The sequence below is a fragment of the Salipiger bermudensis HTCC2601 genome, from assembly GCF_000153725.1.
GTDB lineage: Bacteria > Pseudomonadota > Alphaproteobacteria > Rhodobacterales > Rhodobacteraceae > Salipiger > Salipiger bermudensis.
On sequence record NZ_DS022278.1, the window covers coordinates 220097 to 244674 of the forward strand.

At 60.9% G+C, this 24578-nt stretch carries 24 protein-coding genes and 2 pseudogenes; 11 read left to right on the forward strand and 15 right to left on the reverse strand.

What is annotated here, in order from left to right:
- The first annotated feature begins 13 nt into the window (after window positions 1–13).
- Window positions 14–826, forward strand: coding sequence for an IS21-like element helper ATPase IstB (istB, locus tag R2601_RS23690; RefSeq protein WP_375360185.1), 813 nt, complete (start codon window positions 14–16; stop codon window positions 824–826).
- A gap of 123 nt (window positions 827–949) precedes the next feature.
- Here the strand turns inward: istB and R2601_RS27630 are convergent, their stop codons facing one another.
- Window positions 950–1360, reverse strand: a complete 411-nt coding sequence (locus tag R2601_RS27630) for a transposase (RefSeq protein ID WP_040545968.1) — start codon at window positions 1358–1360, stop codon at window positions 950–952.
- 86 nt (window positions 1361–1446) lie between these two features.
- Between R2601_RS27630 and R2601_RS23700 the strand changes: the two are divergent.
- Window positions 1447–1925, forward strand: a pseudogene (locus R2601_RS23700) (IS5 family transposase); the annotation flags it as partial.
- Between the two features lie 227 nt (window positions 1926–2152).
- On the opposite strand, the gene R2601_RS23705 reads toward R2601_RS23700, so the two are convergent.
- Together R2601_RS23705 and R2601_RS23710 are read right to left on the reverse strand one after the other, a co-directional pair.
- Window positions 2153–2416, reverse strand: coding sequence for a hypothetical protein (locus R2601_RS23705; RefSeq protein ID WP_040545969.1), 264 nt, complete (start codon window positions 2414–2416; stop codon window positions 2153–2155).
- 239 nt (window positions 2417–2655) lie between these two features.
- Window positions 2656–2841: pseudogene (locus R2601_RS23710) on the reverse strand (transposase domain-containing protein); the annotation flags it as partial.
- Window positions 2842–2891: 50 nt separating this feature from the next.
- Between R2601_RS23710 and R2601_RS23715 the strand changes: the two are divergent.
- The 5 genes from R2601_RS23715 (at window position 2892) to R2601_RS23735 (ending at window position 8815) form a co-directional block, all read left to right on the forward strand.
- Entirely contained in the window at window positions 2892–3602 is a 711-nt protein-coding gene (locus R2601_RS23715) for an IS6 family transposase (protein ID WP_007803496.1), read from the forward strand.
- Between the two features lie 81 nt (window positions 3603–3683).
- On the forward strand, window positions 3684–4118 hold the full coding sequence (locus tag R2601_RS23720) for a TrbI/VirB10 family protein (protein WP_007803498.1): 435 nt from the start codon (window positions 3684–3686) through the stop codon (window positions 4116–4118).
- A 32-nt stretch (window positions 4119–4150) separates the two neighbouring features.
- Window positions 4151–5152, forward strand: a complete 1002-nt coding sequence (gene virB11, locus R2601_RS23725) for a P-type DNA transfer ATPase VirB11 (protein WP_007803500.1) — start codon at window positions 4151–4153, stop codon at window positions 5150–5152.
- Between the two features lie 287 nt (window positions 5153–5439).
- Window positions 5440–7275 (forward strand): type IV secretory system conjugative DNA transfer family protein, encoded by a 1836-nt coding sequence (locus tag R2601_RS23730; protein WP_254656108.1) that lies wholly within the window; start codon window positions 5440–5442, stop codon window positions 7273–7275.
- Window positions 7268–8815: an LPD7 domain-containing protein gene (locus R2601_RS23735; RefSeq protein WP_007803504.1), complete on the forward strand. Its 1548-nt coding sequence runs from the start codon at window positions 7268–7270 to the stop codon at window positions 8813–8815. The genes R2601_RS23730 and R2601_RS23735 overlap by 8 nt, the downstream gene beginning before the upstream one ends.
- 55 nt (window positions 8816–8870) lie before the next feature.
- On the opposite strand, the gene R2601_RS26835 is transcribed toward R2601_RS23735, so the two are convergent.
- Complete coding sequence (locus tag R2601_RS26835) at window positions 8871–9377, reverse strand: hypothetical protein (RefSeq protein ID WP_154657521.1); 507 nt, start codon at window positions 9375–9377, stop codon at window positions 8871–8873.
- Window positions 9378–9437: 60 nt separating this feature from the next.
- On the opposite strand from R2601_RS26835, the gene R2601_RS23745 reads away from it, so the two are divergent.
- From R2601_RS23745 to R2601_RS23760, 4 genes are all read left to right on the forward strand, one after another.
- On the forward strand, window positions 9438–11201 hold the full coding sequence (locus R2601_RS23745) for a copper resistance system multicopper oxidase (protein WP_224888688.1): 1764 nt from the start codon (window positions 9438–9440) through the stop codon (window positions 11199–11201).
- Window positions 11202–11230: 29 nt separating this feature from the next.
- Window positions 11231–11947: a copper resistance protein B gene (locus tag R2601_RS23750; protein WP_040545970.1), complete on the forward strand. Its 717-nt coding sequence runs from the start codon at window positions 11231–11233 to the stop codon at window positions 11945–11947.
- Between the two features lie 82 nt (window positions 11948–12029).
- Window positions 12030–12392: a copper resistance CopC family protein gene (locus R2601_RS23755; protein WP_009807496.1), complete on the forward strand. Its 363-nt coding sequence runs from the start codon at window positions 12030–12032 to the stop codon at window positions 12390–12392.
- Window positions 12393–12394: 2 nt separating this feature from the next.
- Window positions 12395–13273: a CopD family protein gene (locus tag R2601_RS23760; protein ID WP_007803515.1), complete on the forward strand. Its 879-nt coding sequence runs from the start codon at window positions 12395–12397 to the stop codon at window positions 13271–13273.
- 47 nt (window positions 13274–13320) lie between these two features.
- Here R2601_RS23760 and R2601_RS23765 read toward each other — a convergent pair whose 3' ends face one another.
- The 11 genes from R2601_RS23765 to R2601_RS23820 form a co-directional block, all read right to left on the reverse strand.
- Entirely contained in the window at window positions 13321–14082 is a 762-nt protein-coding gene (locus R2601_RS23765; RefSeq protein WP_195903890.1) for a glutaredoxin family protein, read from the reverse strand.
- An 11-nt stretch (window positions 14083–14093) separates the two neighbouring features.
- Window positions 14094–14918, reverse strand: coding sequence for a DUF6692 family protein (locus tag R2601_RS23770; protein WP_007803519.1), 825 nt, complete (start codon window positions 14916–14918; stop codon window positions 14094–14096).
- Window positions 14919–14995: 77 nt separating this feature from the next.
- Window positions 14996–15400 carry a c-type cytochrome gene (locus R2601_RS23775; RefSeq protein ID WP_040545972.1) on the reverse strand — a complete coding sequence of 135 codons (405 nt, stop codon included), beginning with the start codon at window positions 15398–15400 and terminating at the stop codon, window positions 14996–14998.
- Entirely contained in the window at window positions 15397–16776 is a 1380-nt protein-coding gene (locus tag R2601_RS23780) for a multicopper oxidase family protein (RefSeq protein ID WP_040545974.1), read from the reverse strand. The genes R2601_RS23775 and R2601_RS23780 overlap by 4 nt, the downstream gene beginning before the upstream one ends.
- 1 nt (window position 16777) lies before the next feature.
- On the reverse strand, window positions 16778–17218 hold the full coding sequence (locus tag R2601_RS23785; protein WP_007803524.1) for a c-type cytochrome: 441 nt from the start codon (window positions 17216–17218) through the stop codon (window positions 16778–16780).
- A gap of 557 nt (window positions 17219–17775) precedes the next feature.
- Window positions 17776–19104 carry an APC family permease gene (locus R2601_RS23795; protein ID WP_007803526.1) on the reverse strand — a complete coding sequence of 443 codons (1329 nt, stop codon included), beginning with the start codon at window positions 19102–19104 and terminating at the stop codon, window positions 17776–17778.
- 137 nt (window positions 19105–19241) lie between these two features.
- Window positions 19242–19628 carry a DUF302 domain-containing protein gene (locus tag R2601_RS23800; protein ID WP_007803529.1) on the reverse strand — a complete coding sequence of 129 codons (387 nt, stop codon included), beginning with the start codon at window positions 19626–19628 and terminating at the stop codon, window positions 19242–19244.
- A gap of 115 nt (window positions 19629–19743) precedes the next feature.
- A complete protein-coding gene (locus R2601_RS23805; RefSeq protein ID WP_007803532.1) occupies window positions 19744–20430 on the reverse strand; it encodes a methyltransferase family protein in 687 nt (228 codons plus the stop codon).
- Window positions 20427–20684 carry a DUF2933 domain-containing protein gene (locus R2601_RS23810; RefSeq protein WP_007803536.1) on the reverse strand — a complete coding sequence of 86 codons (258 nt, stop codon included), beginning with the start codon at window positions 20682–20684 and terminating at the stop codon, window positions 20427–20429. Before R2601_RS23810 ends, R2601_RS23805 begins: the two co-directional genes overlap by 4 nt.
- A 17-nt stretch (window positions 20685–20701) precedes the next feature.
- Complete coding sequence (locus R2601_RS23815; protein WP_086003326.1) at window positions 20702–23044, reverse strand: copper-transporting P-type ATPase; 2343 nt, start codon at window positions 23042–23044, stop codon at window positions 20702–20704.
- A 310-nt stretch (window positions 23045–23354) separates the two neighbouring features.
- Window positions 23355–24578 (reverse strand): IS256 family transposase, encoded by a 1224-nt coding sequence (locus R2601_RS23820; RefSeq protein ID WP_007796303.1) that lies wholly within the window; start codon window positions 24576–24578, stop codon window positions 23355–23357.

Sequence of the window (24578 nt, forward strand, 5' to 3'; positions counted from 1 at the left end):
GACGGCGCTCAGGCTGCCCACGGTTGCCCGCCTCTGGCCGGAGTTCTGCACCCGTGCCGACAAGGAGGGTTGGCCGGCCGAACGCTTGTTGGCGGCGCTGTGCGAGCTGGAGCTGAGCGAGCGGGAACAGCGCCGCATCCAACGCCATCTTGCCGCTGCAAGGCTGCCACAAGGGAAAACGCTCGACGCCTTCGACTTCCTGGCGGTACCCACCTTGAGCCAGGCCCGCGTCAGAGCGCTGGTCGAAGGCGACAGCTGGCTGCAGGCAGGGCACAATTTGCTGGCCTTCGGCCCGCCCGGCTCGGGCAAGACGCACCTCGCGGGGGCCATCGGATACGAACTCATCCAACGAGGGTACCGTGTGCTTATGGCAAGGACGTCGGACCTGGTCCAACGCCTGCAAGTGGCGCGGCAGGACCTGGCGCTCACTCAGGAGATCGCGAAGCTCGACAAGTTCGACCTGCTCATCCTCGACGACCTGTCGTACGTGCGAAAGGATCAGGCCGAGACCAGCGCCCTCTTCGAGCTCATCTCCGCACGATACGAGCGGCGCTCTATCATGATCACGGCCAATCAGCCGTTCAGTGGTTGGGACGCCATCTTCCCCGACAGGGCGATGACCATCGCCGCCATCGATCGGCTCGTTCACCATGCAACAATCTTCGAGATGAACGTCGAAAGCTACCGACGCCGTGCCGCCTATGCCGCCGCGACATCGCTCAGCGACATCGAAGATGACCGCGACAAACAACAGCCCGAAAAGGAGATCGCCACAGCGAAGGACAACTCGCGGCCAGCGACATTGAGCAGCGAGATCGAAACTTGATCTGACGGCCGCAAACCGGCACCGTCAAAAAACGTCACCGTCATCCACCTGCGATGTCGCCCAGCACTCAACTGCGATGTCGCGCCACAGTCGCCACCAGAATCCGCACACCCTGCGAGGGCATCAGCATGGATACGCCTCGAGCGCGTGGACGATCTCGGCGATCCGGGCCGCGGGCGCATCATGGGCGAGTTCGATCACGACAGCGCCTCGAGTGATCCTGATCGGGGCAGCCTGCGATGCGACCTCCGGGCGCTCTTCCTCCTCGGCGACCTCGCAGACGACGAGCGGCGCAAAGACAGGTTCCTCGACTTCGGCTGCAGGCAGCACCAGCTTGCCCTGTTTGGCCTCACGTCGCCACGCCGAGAGCTGATTGGGCAGAATGCCAAACCGCTCCGCCACGGCATTCACCGTCGCACCGGCTTCCAGGGTCATCGAGACGGCCAAGGCCTTTGCCTCATCCGGCCACCGACGATGCCCCGAAGCGTAGATCTCGACGCCCAGCGATTTGAGAAACGAATTTGTAGCGCACATTGCGAAACGCACTCCCCATCATGAGATGGAGATCACTTCGCAGCCGAAGCCATCAGCAGCAACGTGGGGTCGAGACGACGCTTACGGTTCGCGCCCATCATCAGGCAGCGGGCGCTAAAGGGGGACTCCGCGACAGGGTTTTGGACGTTCTCGTGGCGGCTTCACGACCAAGATCCACCTCCTCGTCAACGCCGCGGGCCTGCCCATGAGGACTGAGATCACACCCGGCCAGACCTCTGACTACCTCGGCTTCGATCTGGTGATGGCCGACAACCTGCCTGCCCCCAGCGTGCTGCTCGCTGACCGGGGCTACGATGCTGACAGCATTCGGGAAACCATGGAGAAACGGGATGTCCTACCGGTCATTCCGATGCGCAAGTCCCGCAAAAAGCGTGTCGGTGTGGACCGATCACTCTACCGGCTGCGCAACCTGGTCGAACGGTGCTTCAACAAGTTGAAAAACGCCCGCCGTGTCGCCACCCGTTACGACAAGACTGCAGAGAGCTTCCTCGGCTTCATCGACATCACGTCGATCCGCCTTTGGCTGCGCCATTTGTCAACATGACCTAGACCCCCCTTTCTCATTTTGGATCCAACGTGGAACCGTTGGCAGCCGAACTGCTGGTATGCAAAACGTGACAGCCAGTGCACAATTCATGCCCCGATACAGCATCTCTCAGCCAGAGTACTGCGACGGCGATGTGAGGCTGGCGGGTTGCGAAAGTCACAAAGCTGCACTCAACTTCAGTCGAGTGCAGCTTGTGATCTTGTTCGGTTTCAGGAAGCGGTTTGTTATTCTGAAAATACGCCGTTTTCAAAGTTCCGAATAAGCGCCTGAACCTGATTTTGTTTGCCGCCAAACCCCTCGTCGCTCGAAGAGATCACATTCATCAGTGTGGAAATCTGTCTGTGGTTCAGTGCACTGACGTTGGCATCCGGCGCATACTTTTCAATCGTTGCGACGGTTGCTGCGGATGTATTGCTTGCCATAGCGTTTGTCGCCGAGACGGTGACAAACGCAGAAATCAGAAGGCCTTTGAGAATTTTCGAAGTCATTACTACCTCATTTCGTTTCTATGCGCGATAAGATTGTCTTATACGCTAAAATGAGATTATCCATTTTACAGAATACATTCCATCTTCTTTGTGTATCAAAGTGTATCGCTAAATATCTGTTATTACACATAAATGTGATAAATTATGCCGAATATTTTACTATCATCGCGTCCCTCGGTATTGATCTATTTAAGGCAGAAGAATTGTATGGTAAGCGGTGTCTGGAAGGCACTGAGGTTTCAGCTTGACGGCTGGAAGTTCCAGGGAAGCAACTCGTCGATGCGGTGTTGCGGATGTCCGGCCGCGATGGCTTCGAGCGTAGCCTTCAGATAGGCGAACGGTTCCACGTTGTTGATCTTGGCGGTCTCGATCAGGGATGCGATGCGGCCCCATGCCTTGCCACCCTCGTCATGACCGGCGAACAAGGGATCGTCAAGTTATTGCCCTCCGCAGGGCAGTTATGTAGCTCCGTGCGATGATCAGTCAGATTTCCGCACCGCGCCTGAAAGGCCACCGCTTTCCGCGCTCCATCATTTCCTACGCGGTCTGGGCGTATTATCGCTTCTCGCTTAGCCTGCGTGATGTCGAGGATCTGCTGGCCGAACGCGGTATCGTGGTGAGCTATGAGGCGATCCGGGCATGGGTGGGGAAATTCGGGCCGCATATCGCGAAACGGGTCCGCGCTACGCGCCCGCGGCCCACCGACAAATGGCACCTGGACGAGGTGGTGATCATGATCAACGGCGTGCAACACTGGCTGTGGCGCGCCGTGGACAGCAACGGCGAAGTTCTCGACATCCTCGTGCAAACGCGCCGCAATGCGCGGGCGGCGAAGCGTTTCATTTCACGGCTGATCGCCCGCTGGGGTGAGCCCCGCGTCATCGTGACGGATAAACTGCGCAGCTACTGCGCGGCCCTGCGGCAGCTCGGGCTGAACGTGGATCACCGGGCGCACAAGGGACTGAACAATCGTATTGAGGGATCGCACAGACCCACGCGAAAGCGCGAGAAAATCCAGGGCCGATTCAAATCGGCAAGGCAGGCGCAAAGGTTCCTCTGCGCCCACGATGAAACCGCGAACCTGTTCCGCCCTCGCCGCCACAAAATGACTGCCTCCAGATACCGTCAGAGCCTCGTCGCCGCGTTCGAGCGCTGGAACGACTGTGCGAAAAGCATGGCCGCGTGACAGAAGGTAGCGCACCCCCACTTTCGATCCCGGGAAACAACTTGACGATCCCCCGACGATGTCTATTCGACCACGGGCGCGGTGATCCTGCTGGATCGCGGCACCCGTATCGTCGGCGAGTACAAGGGCGGGATGCAGCGAGGCCGCAAACGCCTCTTCGTCATCTGGACCCGAGCCGAAACACCGAACGGCGTGATCGTGAACCTCGGCTCGCCCGGTGCCGATGCCCTTGGTCGTACCGGCTTCGATGGCGATATCGACACCCAGTTCTGGACCCGCTTCGGCGGCACGATGATGCTGTCGATCATCGACGATGCCCTGATCGTCGCCACCACCTCCGGCGACGGCGATGATGACTCCTATGAAAACTCCCGCGCGGCGGCGCGCAGCCTCGCCCAGACGGAGCTGGAAAACACCATCGACGTGCCCGTGATCCTGCGGAAGAACCAGGGCGAAGAGGTCTCGGTCATGGTGGCGCGCGATCTCGATTTCTCCGGCGTCTACCGGCTGAAATGATGGAGAGGCCCATCCTGCCGCAAGCCAGGCCCATGCCCCCGGCTCTGGCCTCTCACATGGCCCCGCTGTCGCCCTTCCTTGAACGCCATGACGTTCTGGAAATCTGCATCAACCGCCCCGGCGAGGTCTTCGTCGAATATACCCAAGGGACATGGGAGCGCGTCGAACTGCCCGAGCTGACCTATGCCTTCCTGACTGGCCTCGTCGCGACCGTGGGCACCTTCTCCCGACAGAAGGTCAACGAGACGACGCCGCTCCTGTCTGGCTCCCTGCCACAGGGCGAGCGCATCCAGATCGTGCTGCCGCCTGCCGTCCCGGCGGGCACGGTCAGCATCACCATCCGCAAACCTGCACAGCGGACCTTCACGCTTGACGAGCTTCTGGGTCAGGGCATGTTCGAAGCCGTCACCAACGCCCCCTCTGCCTTGTCTGGCGAGGATGAAGCCCTCCTCGACCATCACCGCAACGGCGACTGGAAGACCTTCCTGAACGCCGCCGTGCTGGCGAAGAAGAACATCCTGGTTTCGGGCTCCACCGGCTCGGGCAAGACAACTTTCTCGAAGGCGCTGATTCCGCTGATCCCGACAGATGAACGGCTGATCACCATCGAGGACACCGTCGAGCTGGAGCTTCCGCAGCCCAACGTGGTGCGGATGATCTATTCCAAGGGTGGTCAGGGCGAGGCCAGGGTCACGGCGCGCGACCTGCTGGAAAGCGCGCTCCGGATGCGGCCCGACCGCATCTTCCTGCAGGAGCTTCGCGACGCCTCGGCCTTCTACTACCTGCGCAACGTCAATACCGGGCATGGCGGGTCGATCACCACCATACACGCCGACTCCGCCACGCTCGCCTTCGAGCAGCTGGCCCTTCTGGTAAAGGAGAGCGAGGCGGGGCGCGATCTCAAGCGCGACGAGATCAAGGACATGCTCACCCAGATGGTCGACGTGGTCGTGCAGATCAAAAAGACCGCCGCCGGGCGCAGAGTCACCGAGGTCTATTTCGATCCCCGCAGAAAGCTGGGGACTGCCACATGATCGTCCAGAACTGGCATCGCCTTGGCACCCCCGCACGGGCTGCCGCCATCTCGGCCGCGGTGGTCTTTGCCGTGGCCGGGGGGCTGGTCACCGCCGCCTATGTCATGCAGTGGGGGCTGGAGGTCCCGCTCCACCTGCCCCGCGACCTGTTGCTTTGGCCGCAGGCTGCACTGGCCGGATACACTGATCCCGAGACAGTCAAATGGATCAAGCTCTCCGGCTATGCCGGGCTGCTGCCGACCATCGTCATCGCCGCCGCCATCCTGAAAGCGCAGCCGAAACCGGACGTGCATGGCCGCGCCGAGTTTGCACGCGCCCGCGATATCCGGCAGGCGGGCATGAGATCGAAGGCAGGCCTCATTGCGGGCTTCACCGGCTCCCTGCCCTCCCGACACTATGGTAAGCGGGTCGACAAATGGGGCCGCGCAGTCGAGCAAGGCGGCGCGGTCAAGATCCAGAAAGCCGGACATCTGACGCCCCAAAACCTGCTGATGTATGGCGGCGACGAACACGTCCTGCTCTATGCCCCGACCCGCTCCGGCAAGGGCGTCGGCGTGGTGATCCCGAACCTCCTCAACTGGCCGGACTCTGCCGTGGTCCTGGACATCAAGAAGGAGAACTGGACCCTGACCGCAGGCTTCCGCAAGGCGGGCGGTCAGGAGGTCTTCCTGTTCGACCCCCTCGATCCGGATGGTCGCACGCATCGCTGGAACCCCCTCTCGACGGTCCGGCGCGGTACGGATTACCAGATCGAGGATCTTCAGCGGCTGGCCGATCTGTTCATTCCTGTGGCCTCGAAAGACCCGTTCTTCGACCGGGCCGCACAGACGGCCTTTGTCGGCGTCGGCGGCTATCTGGCCGAAACGCCGGAACGGCCCTTCACCCTGGGGGAAATCTACCGCCAGCTCACCCTGACCCCGGACTTCGTCCAGACCTTTCAGAAGCGGATCGAAGACAGAAAGGCCTCTGGGCGTCCGCTGTCGCTTCAGACCGTCTCGACCCTCAACGACTTCCTCTCGAAGAGTGAAAACACCTTCGAGAGCGTGAAATCCACGATCACCGCCAACCTCGGCCTCTTCGCCAACCCGATGCTCGACCGCGCGACCGCCGCCTCGGATTTCGCCTTCGCCGATCTGCGCCGCAAGCGGATGACGATCTATGTCGGCATCACGCCCAACAACCTCGGTCGCCTCGGGCCGCTGATGAACCTCTTCTTCCAGTCCTGCGTCGATGCGAACATGCAGGAACTGCCCGAGCATAATCCGGCCCTGAAACACAAGATCCTGCTCTGCATGGACGAGTTCGCCTCGGTCGGGGAGCTTCCGGCCTTCAAGCGCGGCATTGGCTATTTCGCGGGCTACGGCATGAAGGTGCTGACCATCGTCCAGACCCCGGCCCAGCTGGCCGACATCTACGGCCAGGACGGCGCCGATGCCTATATGGACAATTCCGGCGTCAGCATCGTCTTCACCCCGAAGGGGGTGAAAGAGGCGCGTAACCTCTCGGAACGGCTCGGCACGCATGGCGTGGAAGCCCGCAGCGAGTCCAAGTCCAAATACCTTGCCAACCGCAAGGGCACGACCGTCAGCCACAGCGAACAGAAACGCTCCCTCATGCTGCCGCAGGAACTGCTGCAAATGGACCAGAGCGAAGCCCTGGTCTTCGTCGCCGGACACCCACCGATCCGGGCGAAGAAGATCAGGTTCTATGCCGAAGCGGCACTGCTTGAACGCTCCAAGGTGCCGCCACCCGTGGTCCCCAGGATCGACCGCCACGCCCTGGCGGACGCCGTGGCCTCCCTGAGAGACGAGAACGCGATGCTACGCGTGAGCGTCTCCGTCCTTCAGTCCAACTTCGACAAGCTGGCCGGTCTTAAAGCCTTCCAGGCCGCGAACGTCGCCAATGGCGAACCTGCCGAAGTGCCGATGACCGACGATGAGATCGCCAACCCCGAAGGCATCTCCTTCGACCGGCTGGCCCTGAGCGGGCAGAAGGCACAGGCGAAAATCAAGGAGCTGAACAAGGCCGGACAGGTCGGAACACGCAAGGGCGCGGCGGACATCCTCGCCGCCCTCGGCTGTGACGTCGCCCCCGCGAAAGCCGAAAGGAAACGGAATGCCTGAGACGGACAAGAGTACGAGCTTCACGCTCTCCTACGCGCACAACGACAAGGAAGAGCGCTTCACCTCAGCCACCGACGCAGGGCGTGCCTTCGCGGATGCTGACGCCAGCCAGCATCCCCGCGTGATCGAGGCCACGGACAAGGGCGCGCGCACCGTCGCCCACACGGTCACCATCGGCACGGACATCCAGAAGTCCGTTCCCACGCTCGATAGCGTCCGCAAGGTTCTCACGGACCTCAACCGCGATGGCGCGGCCCCTTCCCGCATGACGCAGACCAACATGGACTTCTGGACCGGCTATCATGAACGGGCCGCGGAGAAGGCCAGCCCGGAAAAGCAGCCCAAAGACCAAGGCTCGATCTCGCCAAGCGAGAGACAAAAGACCAAACCGGATCTGGACCGCTTTGACCTGCCCATCAGCTACCACGACAGGTTTCTTGTCACGAAGGCGAAGGGTCAGCAGGACCTCTACCGTTCCTATGATGACGCCCGGCCTGCGATCGTCGACAAGGGCGACCAGCTCAGCACCCGAAACGCGGATCGCGGGACTGCAATGGACATGATCGAGCTGGCCTCGCATCGCGGCTGGCAGAGCCTCAAGGCGAAAGGGCCAGAGGAGTTCCGGCGCGAGATGTGGGTCGAAGGTACCGCCCAGGGCCTGAAGGTTCAGGGCTATCGCCCGACGGAGAAGGACCAAGAGGAAGCAACCCGCCGGTCCCAGATGATCGGCGAACGTGCCATTGAGCGGACAGACCGTGCCTCCCTTTCCGGAAATGCCAAGACGCCCGACCGCGAAGACCAGCAGGCCGCGCCGCGCCAAAGCTACTCTGACGGCATCTCCGGCAAGATCACCGACATCGGCACCGCCCCCTATCGCAACCGCGAAGGCGCTGACCCCGTGCCCTTCATCGCCCTGACCAACAAAGCAGGCAAGGAAGAGCATATCTGGAGCGTCACCCTGCCCGCCGCGCTCGAAAAGCATGACCTGAAGCTCGGCGACCGCGCGACCTTCTTCTCTCTCGGCGTCGAGCCCGTGACCTATAAGACCAAGGATCAGAAGACGGGAGAGGAAGTCGAACGCCAGGGACACCGCCGCCTCTGGGACGCCAAGGACATCGAGCGCGAAGCACAGCCGCAACGGGCGTCACAGGGAAAATCTGCGGCGAAGGCAACCACTGAGGAAACACCTATGGCCGACAAGCAGCGCGAGCAGGACACCAAATCCGATCGGCTAGAAGACCGGATCAAGCGCTATGAACCGGGCGACCACGCCGCCAAAGGCCCAGCCAGCGTTCTGGCCCACATGGACGCACGGCTTCGGGCTGAAGGTGTCTCTAAAAAGGACCGCGAGACCGCCCGCGACCATGCCGCCAAGCTGCTATCCCAAGGGATGAAGGCCGGAAGGCAGATCCCAATCCAAAAGCTCGCCAACGTGACCAAGGAGCAGGAGGCCCAAGTACACGGAGCGACCACCAAAGAGGCGAGAGTTGTTCCTGAGCGCAAGATATTGGATCAAACCAAGGGTAACCGCTCTAGATAGAGCGAAGTATCGACTTCACATAGTCGTTAGCTTCCAGCAACTGGAGGGCTTCTTTCTACTTGACGACCGACCGCCGGGAAGTGTTTATCGTCGATGGACGAAAGGAAACTGTGTGCTCGGTAGGATCTTCATCATTCTTGTTGCATTGCAGCTCGTTGTGACGAGTGCATTTGCGCATGTGATGCCGATGGCCGAACATTGTGCAGAGCCTGCGGCTCAGCATGTGCATAGTGACGAAATATCCGTTCTTCAGGATCAGGTGGTCGACACTGCCTTCGAGACTGAGCAGCAGCCCAAGCCAATGGGACTGCTTCATTGTGCCAGCGTTGCTTGCACAGATCAGTCTGGAAATACGTCTGCTGTCGACCTGCACAAAGATTTCCGGATCACGGACCTGAATCCAGCCGAACCGAGCATGGCTCTGCAGTCCGTTCTTCTTTCCTTCCTTCGGCCCCCTCTGGCCTGAGCACGCCTGTCCGGCGTTGATTGCGGCGTTGCCTGAGCGGCGACGTCCCGCAATCCGATCATTTGCGCCCTCCACGGGGGCAATCCCCCGCCGCATCTGATCCTTCTCCCTCCCTTCACTGCTCGGCAGTGATCTCCTCTTTGCGGGGCCATCCTTTTGGTCCGCGCTCACGGAAAACACATGAAACACACGAACTTCCTGCGGCCTCTCGCCGTAGTGCTGGGGCTTGCCCTCGGCCTGCCCGCGCAGGCTGGCACCTATGACATCACCGTCGACAAGGTCCGGATCGACACCGGAACCTTCAAGAAGAACGGCATCGGCTACAATGGCAGCCAGACCCCGACCATCCTGCACTTCCAGGAAGGCGAAGACGTCGTCATCCGCGTGAAGAACAATCTGCGCGAAAGCACGTCGATCCACTGGCATGGCCTGATCCTGCCGTTCCAGCAGGACGGCGTGCCGGGCATCAGTTTTAACGGCATCAAGCCGGGCGAAACCTTTACCTACCGCTTTCCGATCGAACAGGCAGGCACCTACTGGTTCCACAGCCATTCGGGTTTCCAGGAGCCCGACGGCGCCTATGGCGCCATCGTGATCGCCCCAAAAGGCGGCGAGGCCGTGCCGACGAACCGCGACTACGTGGTGCAGTTCACGGACAAGCATCCGCACAGCGGATCGCGGATCTTCCGCAACCTGAAAGCTTCGGCAGACTACTACAACCGCGCGCAACGCACGGCGCAGGACCTGATCGAGGACGCAGGTGCCGAAGGTTTGAAAGCCGCCCTTCAAGATCGGAAGATGTGGGGCGCCATGCGTATGATGCCCACGGACATCGAGGATGTTCAGGGCTTCACACCGCTGATCAACGGAGCCAGCACCCAGCAGAACTGGACCGGCATCTTCAAGCCCGGCGAAAAGGTGCGCCTGCGCCTGATTAACTCCTCGGCGACGACCTATTTCGACGTACGCGTGCCCGGTCTGAAAATGACGGTAGTGCAGGCCGACGGCAATGACGTGAAGCCGGTCGTGGTGGATGAGCTGCGCATCGCCGTGGCTGAAACCTATGACGTGATCGTCCAGCCGCGCGAGGCCAAGGCCTATTCGATCATCGGCGAAAGTGCGGGCCGCACCGCGATGGTGCGGGGCACGCTGGCGCCGTCCGAAGGCATGGTCGGACCCTACTACAAAATGCGACCTCAGCCGCTGCTGACCATGGCCGACATGGGGGGCATGATGTCCGGAATGGATCATTCGGGAATGGACATGGGCGGTATGGACATGTCTGGGATGGACATGAGCGGATTCGACATGTCCGGTATGGACCACTCCGGCCATGATATGAGCGGCTTCGACATGTCGGGCATGGACCATTCCGGGATGGATATGGGCGGCATGGACATGTCCGCTGGCATGCCCGTCGTTCCTTCTGAAGGCGCACCGGGCGCTGCCTTCTACGCGCCGGGCAGCGGGCTGATCCCGACGGCGGCCAATGGCGGCAAGTTCCTTGGCTACGAAGACCTCACGGCGCGCAAGCCGCTCTACCGTGATCGCCCCGCCACCCGCGAGATCGAGATCCGCCTTACCGGCAACATGGAACGCTACATCTGGTCCATCGACGGCGTGAAATACGAAGACGCCGACCCGATCCGCCTGAAATACGGCGAGCGGGTCCGGTTCAAGTTCGTCAACGAAACCATGATGGCGCATCCGATGCATCTGCACGGGATGTGGTCGATCATCGACACCGGAAAAGGGGCATACGACCCCGTGAAGCACACGGTCAGCGTCGCACCCGGAACGACGCTCTACACCGAGACCGAAGTCGATGCCCCCGGCCAGTGGGCCTTCCATTGCCACCTCTCCTACCACATGGCCGGCGGCATGTTCCGCAAGGTCATCGTCGAAGGCGGCCCGTCCTGATGGGCGCGTATTCCAAGGAAACCAATCACATGAAAAAACTGCTGCTTGGAACGGCCCTCGGGCTTCCGCTTGCGCTGACTTTTACCTCAGTCGCGATGGCCGAGGTGGGCGTTTCCCCGACAGTCTGGGGCGTGCGGACCGACAAGCTCGAATACCGGATGGGCGATGAAGAGAACTCCTTTGCCTGGGGGTTCGAGGCCTGGACGGGCAATGACGAGCTGCGGCTCGTCTGGAAGAGCGAAGGCGCGAAGATCGAAGGTGGCGATTTCGAAGAGATGGACAACCAGATCCGCCTCCAGAAGCCGATCACCGATTTCTTCGATGGCTTCATCGGGATCGCCGCCTCCACGCCGGACGGCGCGCCCGAGCGCTACTATGGCGCTTTCGGCGTCACCGGCCTCGCGCCACAGTGGTTCGAGGTCGAGGCGGCGCTCTACGTTTCCGAATACCCCTACATCGGGGCGGAGGTGGAGTACGAAGGCCTGCTGACCAACCGGCTGATCCTGACGCCGTCTCTCGAAGTCAGCCTGCCGCTGGCGGATGATCCCGCGCGCGAAATCGCGGCGGGCGGCGGCTCTGTCGAGCTGGGACTGCGACTGAGCTACGACCTGATCGGCCGCAGCGTGTCGCCCTATGTCGGCGTGAACTACGAACGCGCCTTCGGCGGAACAGCCGACATTCTCCGCGATCATGGCCATGAAGTCGACGAGCTGACCGGCGTCGTCGGCATCAACTTCATGTTCTGATTTTTCTGCGCCCTCTCGGCTACTTCGAAGCCGCGGAGAGGGCGCAGCCTTTTCAACCTGAACCAACCAAGGGAGCACCCCAATGAAACTTCGTACTATCCTGACGTCCGCCGCACTGTCGGTCGGTATGGCCCTGAGCGCAGGCGCTGCATTGGCCCACGGCAAGGGCATGATGACCATGCCGGGCAACGGCCAGACGGTCGGCGCGGACACCAAGGTCATGCACCTGATGTTCACCGATCCCATGCAGATCACCACCGTCACGATGGCCGCACCTGATGGCAAGACCTACAAGATCAACGGTCCTGCCGCGAACCAGGCCGTGAAGACCTGGGAAGGCAAGCTGCCGAAGCTCGCACCGGGCAGCTACAAGATCGACTGGCGCGGCATGTCGCCGGACGGCCACCCGATGAACGGCAGCTTCGCGTTCAAGGTCGCTAACTGATCATGGGCGGAGTTCTTGCCGCACTGGAACCGGTGCAGATCGCCTCGATCCTCGTCAAGGCGGGGATGTATGTCAGTGTCCTGCTTGCGGCGGGCTCCGTGATCAACCTCTGGCTCCTGACGGAGCTGGATGCCCCTGCAAGCCGTCGCCTCAGGCGACTTGCAGCATGGTCAGCCTTCGTCGGCATTGTCTTCAGCGCGCTGAACATTCCGCTGCGGGCGGCTTTCTTCTACGGGGGCTTCGGCGGCGCGCTTGATCCGATGATGCTTCAGGTCGCGCTCTTCAGCCCGCTCGGCCTGTCGGTGGAGGCCGACATTCTTGGCCTTCTCGGCATCGCGACCATCGCGCTCAATCGCGGTTGGACACGACCTGTGGCGGTCCTTGGCGTCATTCTTGTTGCCATCAGTTTCGCGCTGCGTGGTCACGCGACCGAAGATCCGAGGCTGGCGCTTGCAACGCTTTTCGTCATCCACATCCTGGCTGCGAGCTTCTGGATCGGGGGCTTCTATCCGCTCTATGACATGGCGCGGCGCGGCAACGAGGCAGCCTGGCGTACTGTCGAACGGTTCGGTCAGGCAGCGCTTGTCATGGTCGGGCTACTTGTCGTGGCGGGCGTCGTCATCCTGGTGATCCTGGCGGGCGATCCCATCGCGGTCCTGACCCAACCCTGGGGGCAGTTCCTGATGCTGAAACTGGCAGTCGTGGCCCTGCTTCTCGGCCTCGCCGGGCTGAACAAGCTTCGGCTGACCCCTGCCCTGGCCGAGACCGGAAACGCCGGCCCGCTGAGGGCGTCGATCCGATGGGAGGTAGCGGCCTTCCTCGTGATCCTGCTGGTCACCGCGACCTTCACGTCCACAGTCGCACCTGAGCACGTCGGCTAACCCAGAAAGGCACCGGGGGCGTCACGACGACGCCCCCGTTTCTCACCTCAGCCCCCGAGGGCGCGCAGGCCCATCCAGAGCCCCATCACGATCATCATCAGGTTCTCGGTCAAGGAAATGAACCCGAGCGGCACGTTGGAGTTCCCGCCGACGCAGGCACATTTCAATCCGCGCTTGTCGATGTAAACCGCCTTGAACACGCTGACCGCCCCAATGGTCCCGATGAAAAGGGCGACGGGTGCGGAAATCCATGTCAGGACTCCCGCAGTCATCAGGATGCCAGCCAGCGCCTCGCCGTAGGGGTAGATCTTGCCGTAGGGCACCCAACGTTTCGCCAGCAGGTCGTAGTTCAGGAACATTGTCGAGAACTGCTCAACGTCTTGAAGCTTCTGGATCGCAAGCACGGTCATGGACAACGAGATGAACCACTGGAAGCTCTGCCAAGTCAGGATCGTCCCGTATTGGTGCCACGCCAGCCCAAGCGCCAGCAGGGCACAGACTGAAAAGATCGCGATGACAGGTCGATATGTCGTGTCGCTCTGTTCTTCCTTGGGCGGGTCGATCCCGAGGAAAATGCGCAGGTCGTCATGACCCCCGATCCGTTTCCCGTCAATGAAGGTCTGCGGCGTCGTCTTGACGTCATGCTCGCGCTTGAAGGCCTCAGTCTCGTCCTCGGTCTTCAGGTGATGATCTTCGACGGCGTAGCCTTTGCGCTCAAGCAAGTCCTTGGATTTCAGACCGAAGGGGCATGTGTGCTCAGGCATGACCATGCGGTAGAGAACGGCGGTTTTCGTGGTATCTTTTGGCATGATCATCTTCCTCAATTCGTGCAGGCGTACTGACCGCGGAAACCGGCCTCGTAGTCAGGGCCCGCGCTGATGACGAAATCCTGAAGGCCATCATCTTCCGTATTGCGCACATCAATCGTGATCGGGTCAGCGGCGAAGCTGTCTTCCCCGCCATCGAGTTGCACAAGATCACCGCTGATCTTGACCAAGGCAGTGCCGTTTCCAGACACGAACACGGGCGGGCTCGTTTCAGTGTAGGTGAAGCTGCACGCGGCCCCATCCGGGAAGACCTGGGCGATATCTGCCTGCGTCAGGAACTCCGGATCGACCTTGGAAACGACCTCGCTGGACAAGGCGTCCTGAGCGGGTTTCAGTTCGGCTACCGGTTCATCCCCGGCGGGCGTCGCCTCTCCATTCGCCGAAATGTCCGCGATCAGATAGCGCATCTCCGCGATTTCCTTATCCTGGGCGTAGATGATGTCATCGGCCAAAGTGCGCACCCTGGGATCGGTGATTTCCGCGCGCGACGACGTCATGATGGCGATCGAATGGTGTGGGATCATCGCGCGCATGTAAGCCCGGTCCTGCACCGTCACCTGACTGCGCACCAGCCAGAGCGCCCCTGCGAAAACGATGATGGAGCCCGCGAATATCGCGATATTGAGCGTGCGGTTCTTGTACATGCCGAGCATGAAGGCCAGCATGACGAAGGCCATAACCGCCCCCATGACGATTGCCATATAGGCGCGTGTTTCTGACCAGAAGATATGGCTGATCAGATACGTGTTCAGGTACATCAACCCGAACATCAGAACCGTAGACACGGCAATCATCAGGAAAAAGCGGGAATAGGCCATCGTCACCTCCGAGTGCGTTTAGGGGAATAACAACCTTCCAGTGGGTGAATGTTCCCTAAAAGTTGGCTTTTCTCGGCCTATTCCTGCTGAGTTCTTTCACGTTGATAGGCGCGTTCGCGCTCGGGCCAGGTGGATTTGATGTAGTCGAGGATCGCTCTAATTTCCGCATCCCTCAGGCTGTCGCCAAAGCCGGGCATGTCACTTTCATATCCCCCGCCGACCACCGCTGCAGTCCCGTCCCGCGTGATGCGGAACAGGATGTCGTCGCCATGATGCCAAGTGTGGCCCGTTGCATCATGGGGTGGCGCAGGCAGGCGGCCGTCGGGACCGAGGCTGCGCCAGTCCGGCTGCCCCTGAAGCTCCGTCCCATGGCAGGATGCACAGTTCTGCTGATACAAAGCTGCGCCATCCATGCCTTCCTCTGCCGCAACGGCCTGCGCCCAGCTTGCAAGAGTTGCTGCAAGTGCGATCAGGCCCTTCATGCGACCATGATCCAATTCGTCATTCCCGAAGCTGCGTGCCCCAGCATATGGCAATGCAGCAGCCACTTTCCCAGATTGTCCGCAACGAAGGCGATCTCAGTCATCTCGTTGGGCATGACGAGAACCGTGTCCCGTAGAGGACCAAGGCTTCCGTCTTCCTTACGCGTCCTGAAATGCATCCCGTGCAGATGCATCGCGTGCGGGAAAATCGTGTCATTGGTCATGCGGATGCGGGCCGTCTCGCCGCGCGAAAGCGTGGCAAACGGCGCCTCTCCTAGCCCGGCCTGTCCGGCCAGCGCCCAGAACTGTCCTTGTTGCACCAACTCCTGCCAGGTCAGTTTCTGCCCGTTGAAGGCTGCGCTTTCCAGGCCGCGCATCGCACCGCCCTGCAGCGGCATCTCAAGGACAGGCGCGGTGTCGACGCCCACAACCTCCATGCGCGGATTGCGTGGCAAGGGCTGAGGCGCACCGCGCGGAACTGAAGCGGCACGCCCTTCGACAGAAACTTCAGCCAGTACGCGCCAAGTATCATCCGCTGCGGCAAAGAGAAGTCCTGCGGTTTCCCCTTCCTCGGCGGTGATATCGACGATCAGATCCATGCGCTGTGCCGGTGCAAGCACAAGCGTATCCGTCACCGGTTCTGGCGTGTCGAGAGGCATGCCGTCGAGAGCCACCGTCCAGCCGGTCAGCCCCTCCAGCTTCAGACCGAATATCTGGGCATTGGCCGAGTTGATCAGCCGCAGCCTCAGCCGCTCGTTTTGCCGGGCCGACAGGCTGTAATCGTAGCGCCCGTTCACGCCCACGAGGTTGCCGATCTGGCCTCCGTGGCTGCGCGTCATCGGCGCTGCGAAGTCATCGACGAACAGGCCCGTATCAGGGTCCAGCAACCAATCGTCGATCATCAGGACCTCGTCCCGGTCCACATCAGGCGGTGTGGCCTCTTCGATGATCAGGGCTCCGGAAAGACCCCGCGCGACCTGTTCCATCGAATTTGTATGGGCGTGATACCAGTAGGTTCCCGCATCAGGCAGATCGAAGGCGTAGTCGAAGCTCTCACCGGGCGGCACCGCGTTCTGGGTCAGCCCCGCGACACCATCCATGGCGTTGTCGATACGGATGCCATGCCAGTGAACAGAGGTCGGAACCTCCAGCGTGTTCACAAGTCGCCGTTGCAACCGGCTGCCTTGAGCGGCGCGGATGACCGGGCCCGGGATCGTCCCGTCGTAGCTCCAGACCGGCGTCGCCGGATAGCCATCCGGGGCAAGCTGCACCGTGGCTGCCCTAGCTGTCAGGAGCGCCATATCCTGAGCCTGAGTAGGGCGCGCCAGTGGAACAGCCGCGAGACCTGCGCAGAAGGCGCGTCGTGTCATCTTCATGTTAGTTGATCCCATTGGCGCGCTGTACTTCGCGGATGTAGGCGATGATCGACGTCACATCCGCGCGGGTCACCCCGGGCTGCGGCGGCATGTCGCCGAGTTTCCAATGGTGTGCGCGTACGCCGTTCGCAGCCGCCATCTGGAAGGCCATATCGCCATGATGCGACGGCTCGTAGATCTTGTGGATCAGCGGCGGGGCGATCCCCATTTTCCCGGCGGCATTGTCACCATGGCAATCAGCGCAGACCGCATCGAAAGCCCGCTTCCCCATCGTCCCCTCGGGCGACAATGTATCGGGAAGAGTGACGGCCACCATGGCCGCGCCCTCCGCTGGCGCCATGGTTTCCTGCGCGGGGGCGGTTTGCTCGGAGGAGCGAGTGACTGCATAAGCACCAAGCGCCACGACAAGAATCGCGGCCCCGGTGAGGGTGAATTTGTTCATGATAGTATCCTGATCTGCACGGCTTTGCGGGCCGCGCGCTCTGATGATGGGTCGATCGGAAACGACCCAGGTTCAACTGGAGCTGGCTCAGGCGCGAGGAGGCGGGAGGTCAAGGGACAGACTGATCGTCGTGCCACTTCGTGGCTCCGGCCACGCATGACGGAGGCGTGGCGGGTTGGCGCTATGGAGAGGCTGACTGGTATCGACAAGGGCCCAGCCTGCGCAGGTCGCCATGTCAGAACAAGGCGCGTCGACCTGGTGCTGGTGCGCCGGGGCCTGCTGATTTGCATCGATGATCGCCTCTGGGCAGGCCGCGCATTCATGCATCGCGGGCCCAGCCGCAGACATTTGCGGGAAGGCAGCCAGCATCACCAGGCTGGTCAGGACGATGATGGCGAGCAGGCGCATGGGGACCTTTCGTCGTCAGCCAGCAAGATGGGATCTCGCGACACAATGGTCACTACTGTCCCCCGTACACTGCGTTTTCCAGGCGTGTACACCTATCCCGCAGACTGCGGTCTGCCGACTATAACCTTGTTTCAGGACTACGTTATTCATCATTCATCGCGGTTGCCATACTGCGGAGCGAGCCAATTCGATAGATAGCTCCTCTCGAAGAAGAAGACAGTGAAGATCCCCGCGCCAGCGAGGATGACGATCATGGGATCGCTCTGCAACTTCATTGCCGTAAATGCAGTTAGCACGATGGCGTCGAAGCATAATGCCGCTATCAAAATCGGACTCCGGGCTCCGATGTCTTCCCGGCGGAAACGCCATACGCCCCAATGGACCACCATGTCCATGACCAGATAGAAGAACGCACCGAGTGATGCGATCCGGCCTAGGTCAAAGAACACTGCCAGCCCTGAGGCAACCACCACCGTATAGACAAGGGTGTGGCGCTGGATCGGGCCCGTCATGCCGAAATGGCTGTGCGGGATCATCTTCATGTCAGTCAGCATGGCCAGCATTCGCGACACCGCGAAAACACTGGCTAGGACGGCCGAGGCAGTGGCCACGACCGCGAGTAAGACGGTCAGGAGGAACCCCGCCTCGCCAAGGGCGGGCTTAGCGGCCTCGGCCAGAGAATAATCCCGAGCGTCAACGATTTGGTCGATGGTCAGGCTCGAACCGACGCCGAAGGCCACTAGGAGGTACACCACGACACACAGCGCGATCGAGATGGCGATTGCCCGGCCGACGTTACGATGGGGATCGGTGATCTCAGCGCCGCTATTGGTGATTGTCGTGAAGCCTTTGAAGGCCAAGATGGCGAGTGCGACGGAGGCCATGAACCCAGTGGCGCCATGGGCACTGATGTCTTCCGTGCCCGCAGCGAAGTCAAACCCGCTTGACCAAAGAGCTGCAAACCCGAAAATGGCAATACCGCCGATCTTGATCGCAGCCATCACTAGAGAAAAAAGACCAATCGAACGGTTTCCCGCGATATTCACCAGGAATGCGAATAGGATCACGCCTACCGCCAAGATCGGCACCAGTGGTCCACCGTCAATGTTGAAAGGACGCAGAAGGTAGGCAGCGAAGGTCCGGGCGACTAGGCTTTCGGCGATGACCATGCTCAATGCCATCAACAGAGCAGCACCAGCGGCCACTGCTCCGGGGCCGTAGCACTTCTGCAGGATCATCGCGATGCCCCCTGCCGAGGGCCAGGCATTCGACATCTTTACATAGCTGTAGGCACTGAAACCGGTAACAATTGCGCCGACGATGAAGGCGATTGGGAACAGGGTCCCTGCCAACTCGGCAATCTGGCCAGTCAGGGCAAAGATGCCAGCACCGATCATGACCCCAGTACCCATCGCAACCGCGCCGCCGAGTGTGATCGAGCCAGCCTTGTAGTCGCCGCCCCCATGGTTGTGTTTCATGATGAAACCTCCGTTATCGGGGAGCGCTTCAGCGCCTTGTCGCCGAGGTGGGATGTTGCAATCAACGCGGCGAGGGAGATCGCGGCGTTAGTGAAGAAATCGTTCATGTTTTCGCCCATTTCTGGCTATCGAAATCGTCAGATAGCAGCAACCACGCCAGCCAGCCTGTCACGAACCTTGCCCGCTACGGCGGAGAGTTCGGTGTTTTCGATGGCCTGCATCGATGCCTGCGGATCGACGGCCGAGACTTCGAGGCCGCCGGGTATTTTGCGCAGGATCACATTGCAGGGCAGCATCGCACCCACCTTGGGTTCCAGCCCGATTGCCTCCCGAGCCATCCCGGGGTTGCAGGCACCAAGGATCAGGTAGCCATCCATGTCCTTGTCGAGTTTCTTCTTCATTGCCGCCTTCACGTCTATCTCTGTCAGGACGCCAAAGCCCGCGTTGGCCAGCGCCTGCCGTGTGCGAGCTTCAACCTCGTCTAGGTTGGCGCCCTCGAAGAAACGGTCGATTGAATAACTCATCTGACTTCATTCGGCTATTTGCGCAGGTACTTCACAAGTGCCGCGATTGCGAGCACAACCAGGATCAAGATCAGGATCATCCAGATCCCGCCAATTCCCATTCCGAATCCGCCCATCATGTTTCACCTTCCTTTGAGCCCCGAACTCGCGAGCTTGATCTACTGGGGGGAGCATTTTTTTGGGGAATGAATGCAGGGACGCTTGCAGCATAGCGCTCCCAAGCTTCGCCGAAACTGGCGCGACTGTCGGCTTCCTCGCTCCTCGCCAGGCGCACATACATCCACACCAAAACCGGAAACATCGCGAGCGTCAGCAGAGTCGGCCACTGCACGAGAAATCCAGCCATGATGAGAATGAATGCTGCGTACTGCGGATGGCGAATCCTTGCATAGGGTCCTGTCGAGGCCAGGCGTCCTTGCCGCTGCGCCGTCCAGAGATGATGCCAAGCCACAGAGAGCAGCCAGAAGCCGGCACCGACCAGGAGAAAACTTAGGAGGTGAAATGGTCCAAAGTGTGGATTGGTGCGCCAGCCCATGATCATCTCTGGCAAATGCCCGCTGTCGTGAGCGAACCAGTCGATACCGGGCCAGTGCGATTGCAGCCACCCGGAAAGCACGAAGATCGTCAGCGGGAAGCCGTACATCTCAGCGAAGAGCGCGACAATGAACGCACTGAATGCACCGAAGCTTCGCCAGTCCCGCGCAGTTTGCGGTTTGAAGAAGCTAAGAGCGAAGATGATAAACACCGCCGAGTTGACGAAGACGAGGAACCAAAGACCATAAGAGGCGCCGGTATCTGTCATGATTTGTCATCTCCGTGGCCGTGGCCTCCGTGCCCCCCATGCATAAAGAAGTGCATGCCCACGCAAACGAGTAGCGGCAACCAGAGGAGCCAATCGCTCGCGAGTATGTGGACCCGATGTTCGTACCCCAGAAGCACCCCGGCAATCCCCAGGGCAACGATGAGATAGACTCCGCCTCGCGAACGCCAGAAGGAAGGAGGCCTCGCCTCCTCATTGCTTTTCTTCTCGTCGATGTGCTTGGTATGTAGTGCCATTTCCGCACCTCTCTCGTTCAGATACTTGTCTTGCGAAGTCGCAAGGAATTGAGCACCACCGAGATCGACGATGCGCTCATGGCGAAGGCGGCAAACATCGGACTGATCAGGATGCCGAATAGCGGGAAAAGCACACCTGCAGCGATCGGCACGCCGGCGGCGTTGTAGATCAGCGCAAAGAAGAGATTCTGACGGATATTGCGCATGGTTGCGCGGGCGAGACGGCGAGCCCGGACGATGCCGTCTAGGTTGCCTTTGACCAGCGTGATCCCCGCGCTCTCGATGGCGACATCCGCTCCGGTTCCCATCGCGATCCCGACATCGGCCTGAGCCAACGCGGGGGCGTCGTTGACGCCGTCTCCTGCCATCGCGACACTCCTACCTTCGGACTGCAACTCCCTGATGATCCGCGCTTTGTCTTCGGGCAGCACATCCGCCCGAATTTCGTCGATGCCGAGCCTTGAGGCGACGGCTTTTGCCGTGCGCTCATTGTCGCCAGTCGCCATGATGATGCGAAAGCCAAGGTCGTGAAGCGCCTTCAGTGCCTCTGACGTCGTCTCCTTCACCGGGTCGGCAACACTGACCATACCCGCCACCCTGCCTTCTACGACCACGAACATGACCGTTTCGCCTTCGTCACGTCGTGCGTTCGCCTTATCGGCCAGCTCGCCAGCGTCGAGACCGAGATCCTGGATCAGCTTGAGGTTCCCGAGCGCGATGCGTTTTCCGTCGACCGTTCCCATAACCCCCTTGCCGGTGACGGCTTCGAAATCCCCGGCGTCGCCAAGTTTCATACCCCGCTCTTGCGCGCCCTCCACGATGGCCTCGGCGAGCGGGTGCTCAGAGCCCTTTTCAAGCGTGGCCGCCAACCGTAGCACCTCGGCTTCGTCATGGCCTGCTTCCGGCAAGATGCCGACCAGCCGCGGTTTGCCCATGGTCAAAGTGCCGGTCTTGTCGACGATCAGTGTATCAATCTTCTCGAACCGCTCCAGAGCCTCGGCATTCTTGATCAGCACCCCTGCCTGAGCGCCGCGCCCAGTGGCCGTCATGATCGACATCGGCGTCGCAAGACCAAGCGCACAGGGGCAGGCGATTATCAGGACGGCGACCGCTGCGATCAGGGCATAGGAGAGTGCTGGAGCTGGCCCCCAGATGGCCCAGCCGATGAACGAAAGGACCGCAATGCCGATGACTGCGGGCACGAAGTAGCCGGAAACCTGGTCGGCATACTTCTGAATCGGGGCCCGAGAACGCTGAGCATTGGCCACCATCTCGACAATCTGGCTCAGCATCGTGTCGCCCCCTACGCGCCGTGCTTCGATGATCAGCGATCCGGTCCCGTTAATCGTAGCGCCGGTGACCGGCTCACCTTCAACCTTTTCGACCGGGACAGGCTCGCCAGTGATCATGCTTTCATCGACTGCGGATCGGCCATCGAGCACAACGCCATCAACGGGAATCTTGTCGCCCGGTCGGACCCTCAGCCGGTCGCCGACCTGGACATCCTCAAGCGGGATTTCTTCCTCCCTGCCGTCCTCTCGAATGATCCGTGCGGTCTTGGCGGCGAGATCGAGCAGCGCTCTGATTGCCTTGCCGGTCCCCTCACGAGCGCGAAGCTCCATCAGTTGGCCCAAAAGAACCAGCGTGACGATTACTGCCGCAGCTTCGAAGTAGACCCCGACATGGCCCTCCGCACTACGGAACCCGTCCGGGAAGATGTCAGGCAGGAGAACCGCCACGATGCTGAAGAGCCAGGCGGCCATGACGCCCATGGCGACCAGCGAGAACATGTTCAGCTTCATCGAACGGAAGGACGTCCAGCCACGCTGCAGGAATGGCCAGCCGCACCACCAGACCACCGGTGTGCCGAGGAACAGTTCGATCCAGAGCGTGGCTCGCTCGCCAAACACCTCGCGCACGCCCGGGGCCCCCAAATAGGGGCCCATGGTGAAGACCAGCAAAGGGACTGTCAGCCCGGCTCCGATCCAGAAGCGCCGGGTAAAGTCGATAAGTTCGGGATTCGGCTCATCGGCAGTCATTGTAGCCGATTCAAGCTCCAGCCCCATGCCGCAAATTGGACAAGAGCCAGAGTGAGTCTGGCGCACCTCAGCATGCATGGGACACGTATAAACCGGACCGTGATACCCGGCTGGCACCGTATCGTAGGAACCACCCGAGGCAGCCAATCCGACATGCGTTTTTCGCCCTATGTGATCAGGGCCTGCCGTAGACGCATGGTGATGACCACTGTGCGACTTGTGGCTGTGGCTGGCGTGCGCCGTCGCCTGACCTTCAGGCACCAGATGCATCCCGCATTTGGGGCAGTCACCCGGTTGGTTTTGCCGGACTTCGGGGTGCATTGGGCAAGTCCAGAATTCGTCTGCGGTCTGGTTCTGATTGTGACTTTGGCTGTGGGGCATGTGGAAGACTATACCTCGTGAGGGTGATAGGTGATGCTATTGGGCACCTGCAGTTCGCGAATAATCGGTAGTATGATCGGGATCCTGGTGGCCCGAAAGACGATATTTCTGGCGGACTAGAGGGCTAAGGATGGCGCTGGCGGCCTCAACAAAGGTGAGCGGCGACATTGCCACGTTCTCTTTCCCGGTTTGCTGTCCTGTGCAGGGCGAACCTCGAGACTGTCCGGAATTCTGTGCCCCGGCGCGTTGATTACGCCATTGGGAAGCGGTCCTCGAACATGATGGCGAGCTGGCTTTTCACTGCGTGCCACTCGCGCACCGAGCGCTTCCACTCCTGAGAAGTAGCATTCAGGGCCAGATATATCAATTTCGCTGCCGCTTCGTCGCTGGGGAAATGCCCCCGTGTGCGGACAGCCCGGCGGATCTTCGAATTCAGCGCCTCTACGGCATTCGTCGTATAGATCAGCCTGCGGACCTCGGGTGGATAGTCGAGGAACGGGATCACCTCGGTCCAGGCCCGTCGCCAGCTCGGCGCGATTGCCGGGTAGCGGGCGGCCAGATCGCTCTCCTCGAAGTCGGTCAGCGCGGCCTCGGCGGCTGCCGCGTCGACGGCGGAGTAGACCGCCTTCAGCGCCACTGCCACGGCCTTGCGGTCCTTGTAGCTGGCGAAGCTCATAGAATGGCGCAGAAGATGCACGATGCACGTCTGAACCTGAGTTTGTGGGAAGGCTGCCTCGATGGCCTGGGGGAAGCCCTTGAGGCCGTCCACGACCGCGATCAGGATGTCCTGCACCCCGCGATTGCGCAGGTCGTTGAGAACCTTGGCCCAGAACTTGGCGCCCTCATTGGCCTGAAACCATAGCCCCAGCACGTCCCTCGTGCCGTCCGGGAGGATAGCCAGGGCGACAAAGACTGCCTTGTTCGAGACCGCGCCATCGCTGCGGATATTGACCCGGATCGCGTCCATGAACACCACCGGATAGCAGGGCTCGAGCGGACGGTTCTGCCAAGCCGTGACCTCGTCCATCACCGCATCGGTGATCGCCGATATCAAGCTCGGGGAGGCCTCGATGCCGTAGATCTCCTCAATGTGTCCCTGGATTTCGCGGGTCGTCATCCCGCGCGCATACATGGAAATGATCTTGGTATCGAACTCCGGGAAACGGCGCTGGTACTTGGCGATCAGCACGGGATCGAAGCTGCCGTTGCGGTCCCGAGGGATGTCCAACACGACCTTGCCGCTGTCGGTGGTGACCGTTTTCTGGCTGCTACCGTTACGCCGGTTCGGAGCCTGAGACGCCCCTTCCGCTGGTGGGTCAGCTCGTTCCTCGGTCAGATGTTCTTCCAGCTCGGCACTCAAGGCGCGCTCTGCCAGCGCCTTGGTCAGCTCGGCGAGAACGCCGTCCTTGCCGAAAAGGTCCCCGGCCGATCGGCCTTTCATCAGCTGGTCCAGAAGGTCTTTGTCGATGCTCAT

Excerpts from the sequence above, each read along its gene's own strand:
- R2601_RS23785 (WP_007803524.1), bottom strand. The coding sequence starts at position 17,218 with ATGAACAAATTCACCCTCACCGGGGCCGCGATTCTTGTCGTGGCGCTT.
- R2601_RS23765 (WP_195903890.1), bottom strand. The coding sequence starts at position 14,082 with ATGCCAAAAGATACCACGAAAACCGCCGTTCTCTACCGCATGGTCATG.
- R2601_RS23705 (WP_040545969.1), bottom strand. The coding sequence starts at position 2,416 with ATGACTTCGAAAATTCTCAAAGGCCTTCTGATTTCTGCGTTTGTCACC.
- R2601_RS23810 (WP_007803536.1), bottom strand. The coding sequence starts at position 20,684 with ATGGCACTACATACCAAGCACATCGACGAGAAGAAAAGCAATGAGGAG.
- R2601_RS23735 (WP_007803504.1), top strand. The coding sequence starts at position 7,268 with ATGCCTGAGACGGACAAGAGTACGAGCTTCACGCTCTCCTACGCGCAC.
- virB11 (WP_007803500.1), top strand. The coding sequence starts at position 4,151 with ATGCCCCCGGCTCTGGCCTCTCACATGGCCCCGCTGTCGCCCTTCCTT.
- R2601_RS23715 (WP_007803496.1), top strand. The coding sequence starts at position 2,892 with ATGATCAGTCAGATTTCCGCACCGCGCCTGAAAGGCCACCGCTTTCCG.
- R2601_RS26835 (WP_154657521.1), bottom strand. The coding sequence starts at position 9,377 with ATGCGGCGGGGGATTGCCCCCGTGGAGGGCGCAAATGATCGGATTGCG.
- R2601_RS23820 (WP_007796303.1), bottom strand. The coding sequence starts at position 24,578 with ATGAGCATCGACAAAGACCTTCTGGACCAGCTGATGAAAGGCCGATCG.
- R2601_RS23815 (WP_086003326.1), bottom strand. The coding sequence starts at position 23,044 with ATGCACCCCGAAGTCCGGCAAAACCAACCGGGTGACTGCCCCAAATGC.
- R2601_RS23780 (WP_040545974.1), bottom strand. The coding sequence starts at position 16,776 with ATGAAGATGACACGACGCGCCTTCTGCGCAGGTCTCGCGGCTGTTCCA.
- R2601_RS23800 (WP_007803529.1), bottom strand. The coding sequence starts at position 19,628 with ATGAGTTATTCAATCGACCGTTTCTTCGAGGGCGCCAACCTAGACGAG.
- R2601_RS23805 (WP_007803532.1), bottom strand. The coding sequence starts at position 20,430 with ATGACAGATACCGGCGCCTCTTATGGTCTTTGGTTCCTCGTCTTCGTC.
- R2601_RS27630 (WP_040545968.1), bottom strand. The coding sequence starts at position 1,360 with ATGTGCGCTACAAATTCGTTTCTCAAATCGCTGGGCGTCGAGATCTAC.
- R2601_RS23760 (WP_007803515.1), top strand. The coding sequence starts at position 12,395 with ATGGGCGGAGTTCTTGCCGCACTGGAACCGGTGCAGATCGCCTCGATC.
- R2601_RS23755 (WP_009807496.1), top strand. The coding sequence starts at position 12,030 with ATGAAACTTCGTACTATCCTGACGTCCGCCGCACTGTCGGTCGGTATG.
- R2601_RS23770 (WP_007803519.1), bottom strand. The coding sequence starts at position 14,918 with ATGGCCTATTCCCGCTTTTTCCTGATGATTGCCGTGTCTACGGTTCTG.
- R2601_RS23750 (WP_040545970.1), top strand. The coding sequence starts at position 11,231 with ATGAAAAAACTGCTGCTTGGAACGGCCCTCGGGCTTCCGCTTGCGCTG.
- R2601_RS23795 (WP_007803526.1), bottom strand. The coding sequence starts at position 19,104 with ATGAAACACAACCATGGGGGCGGCGACTACAAGGCTGGCTCGATCACA.
- R2601_RS23775 (WP_040545972.1), bottom strand. The coding sequence starts at position 15,400 with ATGAAGGGCCTGATCGCACTTGCAGCAACTCTTGCAAGCTGGGCGCAG.